Genomic DNA, 16,289 nt, shown 5'->3' with positions numbered 1-16,289 from the left:
GCCGGGGATTCTCCCAGGTATATTGAGTGGTTCTGTGTTCACACAGAAAAGACCTACCACCGAGCCACTAATAAACACCGTATCCGGCAGGGAGCCATTTTGTCAAATCGGGAAAGCGCCGAATTGCAGAAGGAGCAGGAATTCGTCGACCGGCTCTACGACCGTGTCGACGTCCTGCGCGGAGTCGCCGCGCAGGACGTCGAGGACGCGCTGACGCCGGTCGGGACCGGCCTGCAGGCCCGTCTCGAACGCGATGTGCTCGTCGCCGAACGCTCGGGTCTGCTGGCCGCCCTGAACGCGGTGGACGGCTCCTTGTGTTTCGGCCGCATCGATCTCTCCGAGGGCACCGCGCACCACATCGGCCGTATCGGAATCCGCGAGGACGACACCGCGCATACACCTCTGCTGATCGACTGGCGTGCGCCGGTCGCCCGCCCCTTCTACCTCGCCACCGGTCACACGCCCATGGGGCTGCGCCGGCGCAGGCACATCACCGCCGAGGGCCGCGCCGTCACCGAGCTGCACGACGAGATCCTCGACCTCCGGGACCGGGAGCGCACCGGCTTCGAGGACCCGAGCGGCGATGCCGTACTGCTCGCCGCCCTGAACTCCGCCCGCACCGGCCGCATGGGCGACATCGTGCGGACCGTCCAGGCGGAACAGGACCGCATCATCCGCGCCCCGCACCGCGGGATCCTCGTCGTCGAGGGCGGCCCCGGTACCGGCAAGACAGCGGTGGCGCTGCACCGGGCGGCCTTCCTCCTGTACGAGCACCGTGAGCTGCTCGCCAGGCGCGCCGTCCTGATCGTGGGCCCCAACCCCGCCTTCCTGCACTACATCGGCGAGGTACTGCCCGCGCTCGGCGAGACCGGTGTCCTGCTCGCCACGCAGGCCGAACTCTTCCCCGGGGTCCACGCCGACGGCACCGACACGCCCAGTGCCGCCGCCGTCAAGGGCGGTGCGCGGATGGCGGAGGCGCTCGCCCTCGCCGTCCGCGACCGGCAGCGGCTGCCCGAACCCGGCGTGCCCCTGGTCGTCCCGCACGACGACGGGAACCTCGTGCTCGACCGGGAAATCGCCCACGAGGCCCGTGAGGCGGCCCGCGACACCCGCCTGCCGCACAATCTCGCCCGTCCGTACTTCGCCTTCCGGATCATCGACGCCCTCACCGCGCAGCTCACCGAGCGGCTCGGCGCGGACCCGTACGGCGGTCCCAACCTGCTCGGCCCCGACGACATCGCCCAGCTCGGCAAGAGCGTCGCGGCCGAGCAGGAGGTGCACGCCGCCATCGAGGAGCTGTGGCCGGCCCTCACCCCGGAGAGGTTCCTCACCGAGTATCTGGCCGACCCCGTGCACATGACGGACGAGGAAGCCGAAGCCATCCGGCGCGCGCCCGGCAACGGGACATGGACCCCCGCCGATGTTCCCCTGCTCGACGAGGCGGCGGAACTCCTCGGGGTCGACGACAGTGCCGAGCGGGCGGCGGCCGAGGCCGAGCGCCAGGAGCGGATCGCGTACGCGCAGGGCGTGCTGGAGCTTTCGAGGGGCTCGGAGACGTACGAGTTCGAGGACGAGGAGTCCGAGGTCCTCGCCGCCCACGACATCGTCGATGCCGAACGGATGGCGGAGCGGCAGGAGGAGGCCGATCACCGCAGTGCCGCCGAGCGCGCCGCCGCGGACCGGTGCTGGACGTTCGGGCACATCATCGTCGACGAGGCGCAGGAGTTGTCGCCGATGGCGTGGCGGCTGCTGATGCGCCGTTCGCCGACCCGCTCGATGACCCTGGTCGGCGACCCGGCACAGACCTCCGAGGAGGCCGGTGTCGGCTCGTGGGAGAAGATCCTGGAGCCGTACGTCGGTGACCGCTTCGAGCACGTCCGGCTCCAGGTCAACTACCGCACGCCCGCGGAGATCATGGAGCTGGCCGCCCGGGTCGTACGGGCCGAGGACCCTTCCTTCGAGCCGCCCGGTTCGGTACGGTCCACCGGCGAGGTGCCGTGGACGCGGGACGCCGGGGAGGACCTGGCGGGTGCCGTGGCACAGGCGGTCGCGGAGCTGATGCCCGGAGAGGGACGCCTCGCGGTGATCGCGCCGCGGGCGCTCCACGAGGAGATCGCGGCTCCGCTGGACGGAGTCACGGCCGGTGCCGAGCCGGATCTGACCCGGCCGGTGGTGCTGCTCGGCCCGCGGCAGGCCAAGGGGCTCGAATTCGACCATGTGCTGGTCGTGGAGCCCGCCGGGTTCGGGGCCAGTGACCTGTACGTGGCTCTGACCCGTGCCACGCAACGCCTGGGCATCGTCCACCGGGAGGAGCTGCCCGAGGCGCTGCGCTGACGGTGTCCGGGCGCGGCACCCCGGGCGGCCCCGGCCGTGGGTGCCGCCGCCCGTCACCCGCGCGTCGGCCCGGGGCCGGTGCCCTTGCCGGCGTGACCGTACGGGGCAGCCGCCGCATCAGCTGGTGACGATTCCGACGACGAGGTTGATCGTGGTGGCCAGGATGCTGGCGCCGAACACGTAGGACAGCAGGCAGTGCCGGAGGACGACCGCGCGGATCGTGGAACTGGAGACGCCGGTGTCGGAGACCTGATAGGTCATCCCGAGGTTGTAACTGAAGTAGAGGAAGTCGACGTACCTCGGCCGGTCCCGGGAATTGAAGTCGATCCCGCCCTCGGTCGGCAGGTAGTAGAGGTACGCGTAGCGAGTGGCATACATCAGGTGGAGCGACGCCCAGGCCATGAACACGCCGCAGAGCGCCGTCGCGGCGGCGGCGTGGCTCAGGTCCGAGTGGCCGGCCAGGAGCATCACCACGATGCCGACCAGTCCGCACAGGGAGGCCGCGACGACGACCAGCTCTTCGACGACGGGCCGGAACTCCTCGCGCCGGACGTTGCGATGGGTGGTCGCCGCGTCCATGGGCCACAGCACGATCCACCCCGTCAGCACGAAGAGCGTCTCCGCAGCGGCGATTCCGGCGAGAATTCCCAACGGTCCGTTGGCCGGCACGGCGGTGACCACGCCGACCACCACGCCGGCGATCACCGCTCCGACGAGTCGGGGCACGGCGGAGAGCGTCGGCCAACGGTTCATGGACGTCAAGGGTGACCACCTCGATGGCTCGGTGGATCACCGTGCCCGGCCGGGATGCCGCCCATGAGACACCGGGCGGACAAAAAGTACGCCCCACGCTATCCGCGCCCGCACCGGGATGCAGCCCGGTGCGGGCGACGGACGCGCCCAGCACGGGACTCCCCGGGCGGCCGTGCTCCGCGTACCGCACCGGTGGAAGCCGGGTGGCGCGGGTGGATCCGCATGCATAGCCTGCCCAAAAGGATCATTTCTCACCTCGGGATCGATTTCACCTCGCGCCCTGATGGCGGAAGGGTTGAAGTCCTTGCGCACCGACCATGGCGAGCAGCAGCCCCTGGAACCCGCGGTCGGTCCCGGCCCCGAGGGCGATCCGGAGTTCCGTCCCTACCACCACCCCGCCGCGGGCTGGGGCGCGGCGAAGGGTGTGAGCCGTTTCCTGGTGCGCGAGGGCGCTCTGGTCGACGGTCCGCGGGCCATCATGCGGATGAACCACGAGAACACCGGGTTCGACTGCCCCGGGTGCGCGTGGCCCGACGTGCGGTTGCCCTGGACGTTGCTGTGTCCCCGCACGGGGGAGGGGCCCGCCCCTTCCCGGCCCAGTGGTCGGGCCCGCCCGGTCCGGGTGTGTCAGGCCCGGTCACGGAGGGTGCCTCGGGCGAGGCCGAGCACACGTTCGGCCGTGACGATGGCCATGTCCTCCAGCACCGGGTGGTCCACCTGTGCGTCGTCGTTGGCGTACGCACCGAGGCCGTCGACGGTGACCAGGATGTGCAGGGCCGCTCCGAGTGAGTCGTCGGTCGTGAAGGCCCCGGTGCAGCGCCCTTCCTCGATGAGATCCGCGAGGGCGGTGCGTGTCACGGACTCCTGCGTGCGCACCGCCGCGCGCAGCCCCGGCTTGAACCTGCTGACGTGCCGCGCGTTGAGCCACAGCCGGCTGAGGTCCTGGTACTCGCCGTCGGTGAGGCGCACGAGGAAGCGCCCGAGCCGCACGTCCGCGGGAAGCGCCTGTTCCTCGCGGGGCAGGAGCGATTCGCGTTCCCTCGTCGCGGCGTGGGAGAACGCCTCGCTCACGAGGTTGTCCGCGGCCGGGAAGTAGTGGCCGATGAGCCCGGGGCGGACGCCCAGCTCGTCGGCGACACGTCGGAGCGTGATGCGTTCCAGCCCCTCCTCCAGGGCGATGCCCGCTGCGGTCTGCACGATTTCCGCCCTGCGCTCGCCGGGCAGCTTCCGGGTCCGTGTCGGCTGAGGTCTTGACGTCATGGGGGACACGCTATTGGATGTGTGCCCAACACGCAGTTGGCCATTTGCCCAATAGGGGCCCGACGGCCGGCGGACCCGAGAGGCCCCGATGACGACGACGAACCCCAACTCCTTCGCGAGCCCCCTCGACGAACACGGCTCCGAGCGCACGGGGCATATGGAGACGAGGGGGATCGACCTGGTCCCGGCGGACGAGCGCGGCGGGCGGCCGCGCCAGCTGTTCGCGATCTGGGCGGCGCCGAACGTGAGCTATCTGAGCTTCGTCGTCGGCGCCACCCTGATCCTCATGGGCCTCACGCTCCCGCAGGCCCTCGGCGTGATCCTCGCCGGGAACCTGCTGTGGATCTGTACGGGCGTCGTCGCCGCGAGCGGTCCGGTCGCCGGCACGAGCGGGTCGGTCATCTCTCGCGCGATGTACGGCGTCGTGGGCAACAAGATCGTGCTCGTCCTGACCGGCTGGCTCATAGCCGCCGCCTACCTCGCCCTGAACTGGTCGGCCGCCTCGGTCGCCGGCATCGGCCTGGCGGGCCGGTTCGGCCTGCCGGACAACTCAGCTGTCGACGCGGCCGTCATCTGCCTCATCGCCGGGGGAACGCTGCTGATCGCGATCTTCGGATACGCGACGATCGTCCGCCTCTACACCGCCCTCAGCGTTGTCCTGACCGTGGTGTTCATCGTCGTCACGGGGTACGTGCTCGCCGGAACCGACTGGTCCTACGCCCCCGCCGAACCGCTCAGGGGGACCGCGCTCGCCGTGGCGCTCGGCACGGGATTCACCATCATCGCCTCCACTCCCCTCTCGTACAGCAACAGCCCGGACCTCGCCCGATACCTGCCCCGCGACAGCAGCCCGGTCGCCATCGCGGGGTGGACGGCGCTCGGGGCGTACCTGCCGAGCACCGTCTTCACCATGGTCGGCGCGCTCGCGGCCACCAGCCTCGACATGAGCGACCCGGAGGCCGCACTGGAGAGCATCCTGCCGGGCTGGTTCATCCCCGTCTTCGTCATCGCGGTCGTCGTCAACACCATGACGAACAACGGCATGACGGCCTACAGCGCCAGCCTGTCCATCCAGTCGGTCGGCGTCCGTCTCGCGCGCATCCCGGCCGTCCTGATCATCGGGGTGCTGGGCACGATCATGACGCTGTACGCGATCCTCGTCTTCGACTTCCTGACCAGTGTCAACACCATGCTCCAGCTCGTGGTCGTCGTGACCGGCCCGGCCATGGCGGTGGCCGTGACCGACCTGGTCCTGCGGCGCAACCGCTACGACGGGCGCGACCTCCTCGAACAGCGGCGCGGCGGCCCCTTCTGGTACCACCGCGGCGTCCACTGGGCCGGATTCCTCGCCATCGTCGTCGGCGGCCTCACGTCCGCGCTGTGGGTGAACACCAGCTTCTGGGTCGGCCCGATCGCCGAGGCCCTGGACGACATCGACATGGCGATTCCGTCCGGCATGATCGCCGCCGCCGCCGTCTACTGGGCGATGACCCGCGCCCTTCGGAGCATCCCGCGCGACTGACGCGTGCCCTTCCGGCGATCCTGCGCGCACGGCGTCGTGCCCCGTGCCGTGCGCGCGAAGGAACCGCCCCGTACATCGATCCGCGCATCGAACGCGGCAAGACATCGAACTCCGCAAGACCAGAAGGAAATCCTGTGCAAGCCGACATCATGGTGCTCGCCCACCACATCGAACATCTGGCCGGGGAAGCCGTCGCCCCCGGTGCGAACGCGGTCGCGATCACCGGCGGCCGTCTCATCGCCGTCGGCGATGCGTCGGACCTCGAACCGCTGCGGGGTCCCGGCACGGCCGTCCACGAGTTCCCGGGCGCCACGGTCCTGCCCGGTCTCACCGATGTCCACGCCCACCCCGTGTGGGGGTCGATCTCGATCGGCAGCGGCGTCGACCTGTCCGGCGCGTCGACCCTGGAGCAGGTGTTCACCTGCCTGGCCGAGGTGGCGGACGCACGGGCGTCGGACGAGTGGATCACCGGATTCGACCTCGATGTGAACGTCTTCGACGGCGACCCGGCCGGCACCGTGTTCGCCGAGCGCTTCCCCGGCAGGCCGATCTCGCTGATGACCCGCGACGCGCACGCTCTCGTCGTGAGCCCCCGGGTCGTGGAACTCGTCGGCCTGACCGGCCAGGAGACGTTCACCGACGCCTCGTCGATCGAGGTCGGCGCGGACGGCCGACCGACCGGCTTCGTGGCCGAACTCCAGGCGATGGACCTGGTGTTCGACCACTATCCCGAGGTGTCCGTGGACACGGCCGCCGAGTACGTACGCCACCAGCTCGAACAGCTCGCGCGCAGCGGACTCACCGGCCTGCACGCGCTCGACTTCTCCGACCCCTCCGAAGAGGTGTACCGGCACATCGAGGAACACGGGGACCTGCCGCTGCGCATCCGCTGCTCGCCGCTGGTGCCGGCCGACTCCCCGCCGGAGACCTGGCAGCACGTCGCCGATCTCCAGGGTCGGCGCGGGCGGCGCTGGCACGTCGAGGGTGCGAAGTTCATGCTCGACGGCACGGCGGACAACGGCACGGCGTGGTTCGACCGCCCGGACATCCACGGCGAGAACCGCGAGCCGCTGTGGCGTGACGTCGAGGCGTACCGCGCCGCGATGCGCTTCTTCGCCGAGCGCGGCATCCCGACCGCCACCCACGCGATCGGCGACCAGGCCGTCCGGTTCGCCCTCGACGTCATCGAGGAGGCCGGCCCGGCCGCCCGTGCCCCGCACCGCATCGAGCACATCGAGTCCATCCCGGACGACCTGCTGGGCAGGTTCGCCGAACTCGACGTCGTGGCAAGCCTCCAACCCGTGCACGCGACCCGGCACACGCGCGCCGACGGCACCGACAACTGGTCGCGGCGCATCGGGCCCGACCGCGTCGCCCACGGCTGGCGTACCCGCGATCTCCTGGACCACGGCGCCGTCGTGGCGCTCGGCTCCGACTGGCCCATCGGCCCCGGCGATCCGCGCATCGGCCTGGCCGACTGCCAGTTGCGCCGCCCGGTCGAGGAGTCCGACGCGGCGCCCGTGCAGCCCGGTCAGGCGGTCTCCGCGCGCGAGGCGTACACCGGCATGACCGCCGCCGCCGCGTACGCCGCCGGGGCGTCCGCCGAACTTGGACGGATCGCGCCCGGTTGCCTCGCCGACCTCTCCGTGTTCGCGGCCAACCCGCTCGACCTCGCCCCCGAAGCACAGCCCGGCAACGCCGTACTCGCGACCGTCGTCGGCGGCGCCGTACAGCTCCACACGAACACCGCGAAAGGACGCTCGTGACCACGACGTCGATCCCCCGTCCCGAACACCGCCGCCACGTCAAGGCCGCCGGCACCGACCCGCACGCCCGCGGCATCGCCCGCGGCGAGCAACTGCGCGACGGCATCCCCGCCACGATCGACGCGTACGACCGGCTCTTCGCCCTCGGCTCCATCTCCCCCGCCCAGGTACGCGAGGACGCCGAGCGCGCCCTCGACGCCATCGGGCGGTTCCGCCCGGGAACACGCGCCGAGATCGAGGGCATCGCCCACGGGTCCGGCACCGAGCCGTGGCGCATCGGCGCCCTCAACGCGCGCACCGAGATCCTGGCGCGCAGCGCCACCGTGCCGCCCGGCGAGTGCACCACGATCGTGCGCCGCATCACCGGCGACCGCGGTTCGGCGCCACGCACCTTCGGCGTCCAGACCTGGGACTGGCACGTCGAACTCAGCGCCCGGTGGCACACGTCGGAGGTTCGTGGCGGCCGGCACGACTTCGTCGGCATCACCGAGGACGGCATCCTCGGCAAGATCGGCGTCAACAGTGCCGGACTCGCCCTGCACTTCAACATCCTCGGGCACGTCCGCGACGGCATCGGCGGCATCCCCGTGCATGTGCTCGCGGCGATCGTCCTCGAAGAGGCGGGCAGCGTCGCCGAGGCCGTCGAGATCGTCCGCGGCGCGCCCCTCGCGTCGTCCGGTTCGTTCGCCCTCTTCGACGAGACGGACGCGGTCCTCCTCGATCTGAGCCCGGTCGGTGTGTTCTCGGTGCAGCCCGAACACGACACGCTCGTGCGCACCAACCACTTCCTGACGCCGGCCCCCGCCGCGGACGAGAAGACCTGGCTCTACCAGCCCGACTCGGGCGAGCGCCACGACTTCGTCCGCGCGCGTCTCACGCGCGCAGAGCCGCCGGCCACGCTCGACGAGCTCACGGGCCACCTCGTGACAGGGGACGGCGAACCGCCGGTGACCTGCCTGCCCGATCCGGACAAGCCGCTCGGCCAGCGCTGGGCGAGCCTCGCGACCGTCGCTCTCGAACCGGCGACGCGCACCGCCAGGATCCTCGACGGCACTCCCGCCGACATCGGTACGCGCGACTGGCGCGTCCTCGACGCCGGCTGATCCGGATGCGGCCCGCCCATGGCCGGCATGGGCGGGCGGCCCGGACCCGCGGGGAGCCTCGTCGGGTCCCTTCACCGATGCACGGCTCACCTGCTGGACGACGTGGTCCTGCTGACCCATTGGGCCAGTGTGATCTGCATCGGCGGGGCGGCGCGGTCCGGCCCGCTGCGACGGGAGCACGCGTGGCTGCGTTCGGCCCGGGTGGCCACGCCCGCCCTCATGCTCTGGCCCTGCCCGCAGGCGAGGGCGTCGCGCAGCAGGGTCAGGTGTGCGGGAACCGGCTTCTCGCCGGACGTCTTGGTCAGGTACTGGACTTCGATCATGGCGAAACCTCCGTTCGTGGTCCCACCATCGCCCAGGGAGGGCCCCCGGCACATCGTCCCCACACAGTGATTCCCGCCTACCACGACTGCGGTATCCGGTACGCCGGACTACTGCCGGGGCCGACCGCGGAACGCCATGCCGACGTCTACGCGGGCGCTTCCGGGCCATCCGGCTCGGCCGCCGGACTGACCAGCCCGCACTGATAGGCGACGACCACGAGCTGGGCACGGTCACGCGCCGCCAGCTTGGTCATCGCCCGGTTGACGTGGGTCTTGGCGGTCAGCGGGCTGACGAACAGGCGATCGGCGATCTCATCATTGGACAGGCCCAGGGCGGCGAGGGCCGTGACGTCGCGCTCCCGCGGCGTCAAGCACTCCAGCCGCTCGTGCACGGCCACCGGGCAGGGATCCGGCTGGGCCAGGAACCGGGTGATCAACGCCCGTGTCGCCGTCGGGGACAGCAGCGCCTCGCCGCCCGAGACCGTGCGCACGGCATCGAGAAGCTCCTCGGGTCGCGCACCCTTGCCGAGAAAGCCGCTCGCGCCCGCACGCAGCGCCTCGGCGACGTGCTCGTCGTCCTCGAAGGTGGTCAGGATGAGCACCTTCACGCCTGCGAGGTCCTCGGACTCACTGATGAGCCGGGTCGCCTCCAGGCCGTCCATCTCCGGCATGCGGATGTCCATCAGGACCACATCCGGGTGCTGTGCGCCGGCCAGCTCGACCGCCTCGCGCCCGTTGGAGGCCTCGGCGACGGTCTCCATGTCGTCCGTGGCGTCGAACAGCATTCTGAAGGTGCCCCGCAGCAGGGCCTGGTCATCGGCAAGCAGTACGCGAATCGTCATGCCCGTCTCTCCGATCCCGTGCCGGGCCGGGGCGCAGCGGCAGTTCTGCCGTCACGGTGAATCCGCCCTCGGGGCGTGGTCCCGCGTGCAGCCTGCCCCCGATCGTGGCAGCCCGCTCACGCATGCCGATCAGCCCGTGACCGGCCCCCGGGTGAGGACGGCGCGGTCCGGCGGATCCGTCGTCCTCGACGGTGATCGTAAGCCGCTCCCGGTGGTAGTGGAGGCACAGCCGGGCGTGATCGGCTCCGGCGTGTTTGCGCACATTGGTCAGGGACTCCTGCACGATGCGGTACGCGGCCAGGTCGACCGCCGGATCCAGTGGCTCGGTGTCGCCGCACCGGGTGTGGCTCACGGCCAGCCCGGCGCGTTCGAACGACGCCAACAGGGCCGGCACCTGCGCCAGGCCCGGCATCGGATCGCGCGGCACCACCGGATCGTCGGACTGCCGGAGCAGGCCCACGGTCACCCGAAGTTCGTCCAGCGCGGAGCGGCTGGTGTCCCGGATGTCCTCCAGCGCGGTGAGGATCTGCTCCGGCCGCTGGTCCACCAGATGGACGGCAACGCCCGCCTGCGCGTTGATCAAGGCGATGTGATGCGCGACGATGTCGTGCAGTTCGCGCGCGATCCGGACCCGTTCGGCCGCCACTCGCTGCCGCGCCTCCTGCTCGCGGGTGCGCTCCGCGTGCTCCGCCCGTTCCTCCACGGCCACGACATAGGCGCGGCGTGAGCGCACCCCGTCCCCGACTGCGGCCGGCAGGGCCGTCCAGGCCAGCATCGCGATCGTGTCCGGTGCCAGCAACGACTGCGGGGTGAACATCGCGGCGGTGCTCACCAGGACGCCGGCCGAGACAGTTGCCGAGGTCCAGGCGGTACGCCGGTCGGTACGCACGGCCACGGTGTAGACGGCCACCAGAACCGGGCTCACCACCAACGGGCTGTCCCGGACTCCGAGCAGCTGAAAGGTCACCCCGCAGCCAATGGTGACGGCCAGTACGCCGAACGGGTGGCGACGCCGCCGCAACAGTGCGGAGCAGCCGACGGCCGCCACCAGCACCGCGGGCCAGCGCAACAGGAACTGGTGCTTGTGCGGATCGAGCGAGGCGGCCACGACCGACAGCACGAACAGCACGGCCGCGCCCCCCGCGTCCACCGCGCGGAGCCGGGCCTCTGTTCCCGGCCGCCAACCGTTGATCACCGCCATGCCTCCACCGTAGGGTCGACGGACGAATCGGGCATCGTCGCGCCGGGGCGGGAGCGATCCTCTACGTCTGCCGTCCGCCGGCCCCTGCGCCGGGCCGGTTCCCCGTGCCGGCCTGCGCGAGGAGGCGCCGGAGCCAGCGGGTACGGGCGTCGCGTGCGTCCCGGCTGAGGGCCGCCCGGGGCGCCAGGCCGTCGAAGCCGTGGCAGGCACCGGGCCACACATGCAGTTCGGCCTGGCCGCCGGCCTGCCAGATCGCGTTCGCGTAGGCCACGTCCTCGTCCCGGAACATCTCGGCCGACCCGACCTCGACATAGGCCGGAGGGAGTCCGGACAGGTCCGTGGCGCGGGAGGGAGCCGCGTAGGGCGGCAGGTCCGCGGCACCGTGGCGGTCGCCCAGCAGCGCCTTCCAGACGGTCGCGCCGGAGGTGAGGTCCCACCCGCCGATGCCCGTCATCTGATGACTGGAGAAGGTACTGCCGCGGTCGTCGAGCATCGGGCACAGCAGCAGTTGCCCCAGTGCCCGGGGGCCGCCGCGGTCACGGGCCAGCAGGGCGAGGGCCGCGGCGAGCCCGCCGCCGGCGCTCTTCCCGCCGATGACGATGCGGTCCGCGTCGATGTCCAGTTCGGCCGCGTGCCCGGCCGCCCAGCCGAGTCCGGCGTAGCAGTCCTCCAGCGGTTCCGGATACTGCGCCCGCGGCGCCAACCGGTACTCGACCGAGATGACGGCCAGTTCCAGCGGGAGGGCCCACTCGCGAAGAATCCGCGGAAGCACGGACCACGCGTTGCCCATGACCATCGCGCCCCCGTGCATGTAGTACAGCAGCGGCAGCGGCCCGACGAGGCCGGCCGGCCGTGCGCTCACGAGCGTGACGTCAGGCCCGCCCGGCGGCCCCGGCACACGGCGCTCCGCCACCTCGAAACGGCCGTCGGCGCGAAGCTCCTCGGCCGTCGGCCTGGGCCGGGCCGCGGCATCCCGTTCCCGCCGGGCCTCCAGATTGCCCGGGGCCAGCGGCTCCCCGGCCTCCTTGCCCAAGGCGGCCAGCGCGACGCTCAGCTCGGGGTCCAAGGGGGGCACCGCCTTCGCTGCCGGGACAGCGCCGGACTCCGACGACGCTCCACGGACACTCATGCCCCACCCTCCGGCCGAACAGCGGGACACCGCCCGGCGCCCTCGCCGCAACAGCTCGCCGCCCCCGCAGGCGTGCACCCGGGGAGTACTCGCGTGAGACCCATACGGCGTAGCCAACCACACCATCGGCGCGACAGACGCCGTACGCCGTGTTCCGTCAAGGCGTCGGGGCTGTCGGCGGCGCGATCCGCTGAAGCAGCGGTACACGAAGGACGCCTCCGCGGTGACGGAGATACCGGCTGCCCGATTCGCCGCGGACGCACGGACCGGCCGGGCGTAAGCTTCGCCCAGCATGTACGCGACGGGGGGCGGAGCACATGACGGCTGAGTCGGCACGGAGGTGGGGGTCGACCCTCGATTCGGTCGTGGTGTACGCGCAGGGCGCGGTCTGCCGGCGTCTGGCCCGGGGCAGCGTGGCGTCCGACGGCCGGGTGCGGGTGACGGGACTGCCGCGCTCGCTGGACCCGGGCTCGCTGAGGGCCCGTGTCCTGGGCGCCCCGGGGGTGCGCGTCACCGAGGCCCGGGTGGAAGTCGAGGCCGAGCCGCTCGGCACGGGCACGCCCGACGAGTTGCGGCGCGAGGTCGAGCGGCTGGGCGACGAGCACGCGGCGGCGCAAGGACGCCGGGACCGGCAGCTGGGCCTGATCGAGGAGATCAGGGCCCTCCACCCGGTCCCGCCTCCCCGCAGACGCGAGGACCCGCACCGCCGCACCCCGATCGACGCGTGGCTGGAGCTCGCCGACTTCGTCGACGGGCGGCTGGCGGGACTGCACAACCGCCTCGTCGAGCTGGAGGAGGCACTGCGCAACGTCGAGCACGAGTTCACCGTCGCCGCCGACAGGCTCGCCCGCGCCTCCACCGACGCGCCGTCAGCGCACCTGGAGACCACGGTCTGCGCCGTCCTGTCCCTCGACGGCTCCGGTGACGCGGAGGTGGAACTGGAGCTTGAGTACGGGGTTCCGGGCGCCGTCTGGGTGCCGGCCTATCGCCTGACCCACCGCCAGGGCGACGGCGGCGGCCGTCTGGTGCTGCGCGCCTCGGTCGCCCAGCGGACCGGCGAGGACTGGACCGGCGTACGCATCGCCCTGGCCACCGCCGACCTTCGGCGCCGCACCGACCTGCCGAGGCTCCGCTCGATCCGGATCGGCCGCAGTCAGCCCGCCCCCGCGCCTTCCGGCTGGCGCGAGCCCCCCGCCGGGCTCGTCGACCTGTTCTCCGGGTACGACGCCGCGGGCCCAGGCCCGGCCCCGACCGCCCTGCCCGCGGCCGCCGTGGCCGGGCCAGGGGCCATGGGTGCCGCGGGCGGCTACGCGTCCGATCCCGTTCCGCCACCGCCGCCTCCCCCGCCACCGGCACCGCAGGGCTACGGCGGCCCGTCGGCCGCGGCCCCGGCGCCCGGCGGCGGATACGGCGCTCCCCCGGAGGCCTTCGGCGGCGGAATGCCCGCCCTCGCACAGCCGGGCGGTCCGCGACCGGGCGAGAGTCCGCGTACCCGGGGCATGCCGTACGCGGGGGCCCCCGCCCCCATGGCGCCCGCGGCTCCCGGCCGGGCTGCGCCGCCACCCCCGCCGGCACCGGTGGCCGGTCCGCCGCAGCCGAGCGGCACCGAGCTCGACTATGCCGCCCTTGTCCTGTGCGGCCCCGACGAGCAGGGCGGTCGCCGAGGCCGGCTGTTTCCCGGCTCCCCCTTCGACCCGGTGGCAGTCGAGTACCGCCGCCGCGCCGAAGCGGTGGCCGCGCTGCCGCTGCCCGGACAGGCCGTGCGGCCCCGCGAGTCGGCGGGTTCCTTCGACCACCGCTTCGATGCCACCGCCCGCGCCGACATTCCGTCGGACGGCGCCTGGCACACCGTCACCGTCGGCGAGATCCCGGTCGGCCTGCGTACCGAGTACCTCTGCGTACCGTCCGTGGAGCAGACGGTGTACGCGACGTTGGTGCTCTCCAACGCCACCGACCAGGCACTGCTGGCAGCCCCGGTGGAGGTCACCGTCGACGACGACTTCCTGCTGACCGCCGCACTGCCCACGCTCGCCCCCGGTGGCGTCCGCCGGGTGGGGCTCGGGCCGGCCGAGGGCATCCGGGTCACCCGCCGTACGAACCTGCACGAGTCGACCTCGGGCCTGCGCAACAACACCACCGTGCTCGACCACCGCGTCCACGTGGAGCTGGCCAACGGGCTCGCGAGGCCCGTCACCGTGGAAGTCCGCGAGAGGGTGCCCGTCACCTTCGAACCGGACGCCCGGATCGAGGAACGGGCCGACTGGACGGCACCCGAGGAGGGCACGGGGCCCGATCGGCATGCGCCGGGCACCCGCCTCTGGCGACTGGACCTGCCCGCAGGCGCCACTGCCGCCCTGGACGGCGGCTACGAGATCCGCATCCCGACCGGCAAGGCCCTGGTCGGCGGCAACCGCAGGAGCTGACACGCCATGTCCACGGCCCCGAAGCCGATCGCCCTCCCCGTCACCGCCGTCACGTGCCTGGAGGACCGCGCCCACATCGAGCGAGCCGTCCTGCTCGACCTGGAGGCCGGGGTCCAGCGACTGCGTCTCGGGCCGGTCAGTGCGCTGGCCGTCGACCGGACCCTCCATGCCGAGCTGACCGCCGATCACCCCGCGAGCGTGCTCGACGTGCGGATCGTCCGCAGCTGGACGCCGCGCGGGCCGCTGCCGCCCACCGACGGCGACTCCGCCCTGCGCCACCGCGTACACATCCTCGAAGAGGAGCAACTGGCCCTGGGCCGGAGCCGCGACCGGCTGCATGCCCGCCTCGGCCTGCTCGGCCGCCTCGTCGCCGATCTGCTGCGGGAGATCGGCGAGGGCGCCGGCTCCGGGGAGACCGAACGGTCCCGCTGGGCCCGGGAACTGGACCGGGTGGACGAAGAGCGCGACGCGCACGGTGAACAACTCCGCACCGTAGAGGCCAGGTTGGCCGCCCTCGCTGTCGAACTCGGGGAAGCCGAGCGGGCCATGCAGCTCTCCGAGGACGAGCCCGCCGAGCTGGTCGGCCATATCGAATTGACCGTGGAGGCCTCGGCCGCCGGGCCGGTCGGGCTGCGCCTGAGCCACCTCACCCCGTGTGCGCTGTGGCGGCCCGCCTACCGGGCCGTGCTCGACGGGGACTCCCTGACGCTGGAGACCGACGCGATGGTCTGGCAGCGCACCGGTGAGGACTGGTCGGACGTACGGCTGACACTGTCGACGGCCCGCTCGGCACTGGCCACCGATCCGCCACGACTGGGCGAGGACCGGCTGACGCTCATGGACCGCTCCGCTGCGGAGCGCCGCGCCGTCGACGTCGAGCTGCGCGAGGAGGAGATCGGGACCCTCGGGCCGGCCCCGGTGCTCGGCCTGCCGGGGGTGGACGACGGCGGCGAGGCGCGGGTGTTGAGATCCCCCGCGCCGGTCTCGGTGCCCGGTGACGGCCGCGCCCACCGGGTGCCGCTCTCCGCATTCACCACGGCCGCGCCCAGTGAGTACGCCTGCTCACCGGAGTTGTCCCCGCTGGTCACCCAGGTGGTGCGGTTCGACAATCTCTCCGGCCACGCGCTGCTCGCCGGGCCCGTGGACCTGGTCCGCGGCAGCGGATTCAGTGGCCGCGGCACCCTGGACTTCACCGCCCCCGGTGCCGCCGTCGAGCTGGCCTTCGGCAGCTGCGACGACTACAGGGTGATCCGGCAGGCCGAGGAGTCCCGCGACTCCGCCGCCCTCACCCAGCGGACCGTGGTCACCCGCACGGTCCGGCTGCACCTGTCCCGGTTCTCCGCACCTGGGGAAGTCGGCGAGCAGGTGGTCGTCCTTCGGGAGCGGATCCCGGTCTCCGAGGTCTCGGCGGTGGAGACCCGCCTGCGCAACGATGCGTGTTTCCCGGCACCCGACGCGGTCGACGCCGAGGGCATCGCCCGCTGGGACGTCGCCCTCCCGCCCGGCAGCCGGCGCACGGTCACCCTGGTCTACGAACTGTCGGCGAGTGCCAAGGTCACCGGGCTCTGAGCATGGTGGGCCGAACACCCGCCGAGCGACTTCCGCCGATCGGCGGTGCGGCGCGGATCACCGG

General features: G+C 72.4%; 12 protein-coding genes and 1 pseudogene. 7 read left to right on the top strand and 6 right to left on the bottom strand.

Going from position 1 to position 16,289, the window contains the following annotated elements:
* The first annotated feature begins 123 nt into the window (after positions 1 to 123).
* Positions 124 to 2,334: an AAA family ATPase gene (locus tag OG611_RS22630; RefSeq protein WP_266426108.1), complete on the top strand. Its 2,211-nt coding sequence runs from the start codon at positions 124 to 126 to the stop codon at positions 2,332 to 2,334.
* Between the two features lie 117 nt (positions 2,335 to 2,451).
* Here OG611_RS22630 and OG611_RS22625 read toward each other — a convergent pair whose 3' ends face one another.
* Positions 2,452 to 3,087, bottom strand: coding sequence for a DUF1345 domain-containing protein (locus OG611_RS22625; RefSeq protein ID WP_266423085.1), 636 nt, complete (start codon positions 3,085 to 3,087; stop codon positions 2,452 to 2,454).
* A 283-nt stretch (positions 3,088 to 3,370) separates the two neighbouring features.
* On the opposite strand from OG611_RS22625, the pseudogene OG611_RS22620 reads away from it, so the two are divergent.
* A pseudogene (locus OG611_RS22620) lies at positions 3,371 to 3,622 on the top strand (formate dehydrogenase); the annotation flags it as partial.
* 92 nt (positions 3,623 to 3,714) lie between these two features.
* Here OG611_RS22620 and OG611_RS22615 read toward each other — a convergent pair.
* On the bottom strand, positions 3,715 to 4,347 hold the full coding sequence (locus OG611_RS22615) for a TetR/AcrR family transcriptional regulator (protein ID WP_266423082.1): 633 nt from the start codon (positions 4,345 to 4,347) through the stop codon (positions 3,715 to 3,717).
* 88 nt (positions 4,348 to 4,435) lie between these two features.
* Here OG611_RS22615 and OG611_RS22610 point away from each other — a divergent pair, with 88 nt between their 5' ends.
* From OG611_RS22610 to OG611_RS22600, 3 genes are all read left to right on the top strand, one after another.
* Entirely contained in the window at positions 4,436 to 5,869 is a 1,434-nt protein-coding gene (locus tag OG611_RS22610; protein WP_266423079.1) for a cytosine permease, read from the top strand.
* A 134-nt stretch (positions 5,870 to 6,003) separates the two neighbouring features.
* Positions 6,004 to 7,635 carry an amidohydrolase gene (locus OG611_RS22605; protein WP_266423076.1) on the top strand — a complete coding sequence of 544 codons (1,632 nt, stop codon included), beginning with the start codon at positions 6,004 to 6,006 and terminating at the stop codon, positions 7,633 to 7,635.
* Complete coding sequence (locus tag OG611_RS22600; protein WP_266423074.1) at positions 7,632 to 8,738, top strand: C45 family peptidase; 1,107 nt, start codon at positions 7,632 to 7,634, stop codon at positions 8,736 to 8,738. Before OG611_RS22605 ends, OG611_RS22600 begins: the two co-directional genes overlap by 4 nt.
* A gap of 86 nt (positions 8,739 to 8,824) precedes the next feature.
* Here the strand turns inward: OG611_RS22600 and OG611_RS22595 are convergent, their stop codons facing one another.
* The 4 genes from OG611_RS22595 to OG611_RS22580 all read right to left on the bottom strand — a co-directional run bounded on the left by OG611_RS22595 (position 8,825) and on the right by OG611_RS22580 (position 12,233).
* Positions 8,825 to 9,061, bottom strand: a complete 237-nt coding sequence (locus OG611_RS22595; RefSeq protein ID WP_266423072.1) for a hypothetical protein — start codon at positions 9,059 to 9,061, stop codon at positions 8,825 to 8,827.
* Between the two features lie 146 nt (positions 9,062 to 9,207).
* A complete protein-coding gene (locus tag OG611_RS22590; RefSeq protein ID WP_266423070.1) occupies positions 9,208 to 9,903 on the bottom strand; it encodes a response regulator transcription factor in 696 nt (231 codons plus the stop codon).
* Positions 9,875 to 11,104 carry a sensor histidine kinase gene (locus tag OG611_RS22585; protein ID WP_266423067.1) on the bottom strand — a complete coding sequence of 410 codons (1,230 nt, stop codon included), beginning with the start codon at positions 11,102 to 11,104 and terminating at the stop codon, positions 9,875 to 9,877. The genes OG611_RS22590 and OG611_RS22585 overlap by 29 nt, the downstream gene beginning before the upstream one ends.
* A gap of 61 nt (positions 11,105 to 11,165) precedes the next feature.
* Entirely contained in the window at positions 11,166 to 12,233 is a 1,068-nt protein-coding gene (locus OG611_RS22580) for an alpha/beta hydrolase (protein WP_266423064.1), read from the bottom strand.
* A 317-nt stretch (positions 12,234 to 12,550) separates the two neighbouring features.
* Here OG611_RS22580 and OG611_RS22575 point away from each other — a divergent pair, with 317 nt between their 5' ends.
* Together OG611_RS22575 and OG611_RS22570 are read left to right on the top strand one after the other, a co-directional pair.
* Complete coding sequence (locus OG611_RS22575; protein WP_266423061.1) at positions 12,551 to 14,656, top strand: DUF4139 domain-containing protein; 2,106 nt, start codon at positions 12,551 to 12,553, stop codon at positions 14,654 to 14,656.
* Between the two features lie 6 nt (positions 14,657 to 14,662).
* The gene (locus tag OG611_RS22570) at positions 14,663 to 16,225 is read left to right on the top strand and encodes a DUF4139 domain-containing protein (RefSeq protein WP_266423059.1); all 1,563 of its coding nucleotides are present in this window, start codon (positions 14,663 to 14,665) and stop codon (positions 16,223 to 16,225) included.
* The last annotated feature ends 64 nt before the right edge of the window (positions 16,226 to 16,289 follow it).

The organism is Streptomyces sp. NBC_01363, from assembly GCF_026340595.1.
Lineage (GTDB): Bacteria > Actinomycetota > Actinomycetes > Streptomycetales > Streptomycetaceae > Streptomyces.
Note: the sequence above shows the minus strand (reverse complement) of the source record. Positions and strands in the feature narration are given on the sequence as shown.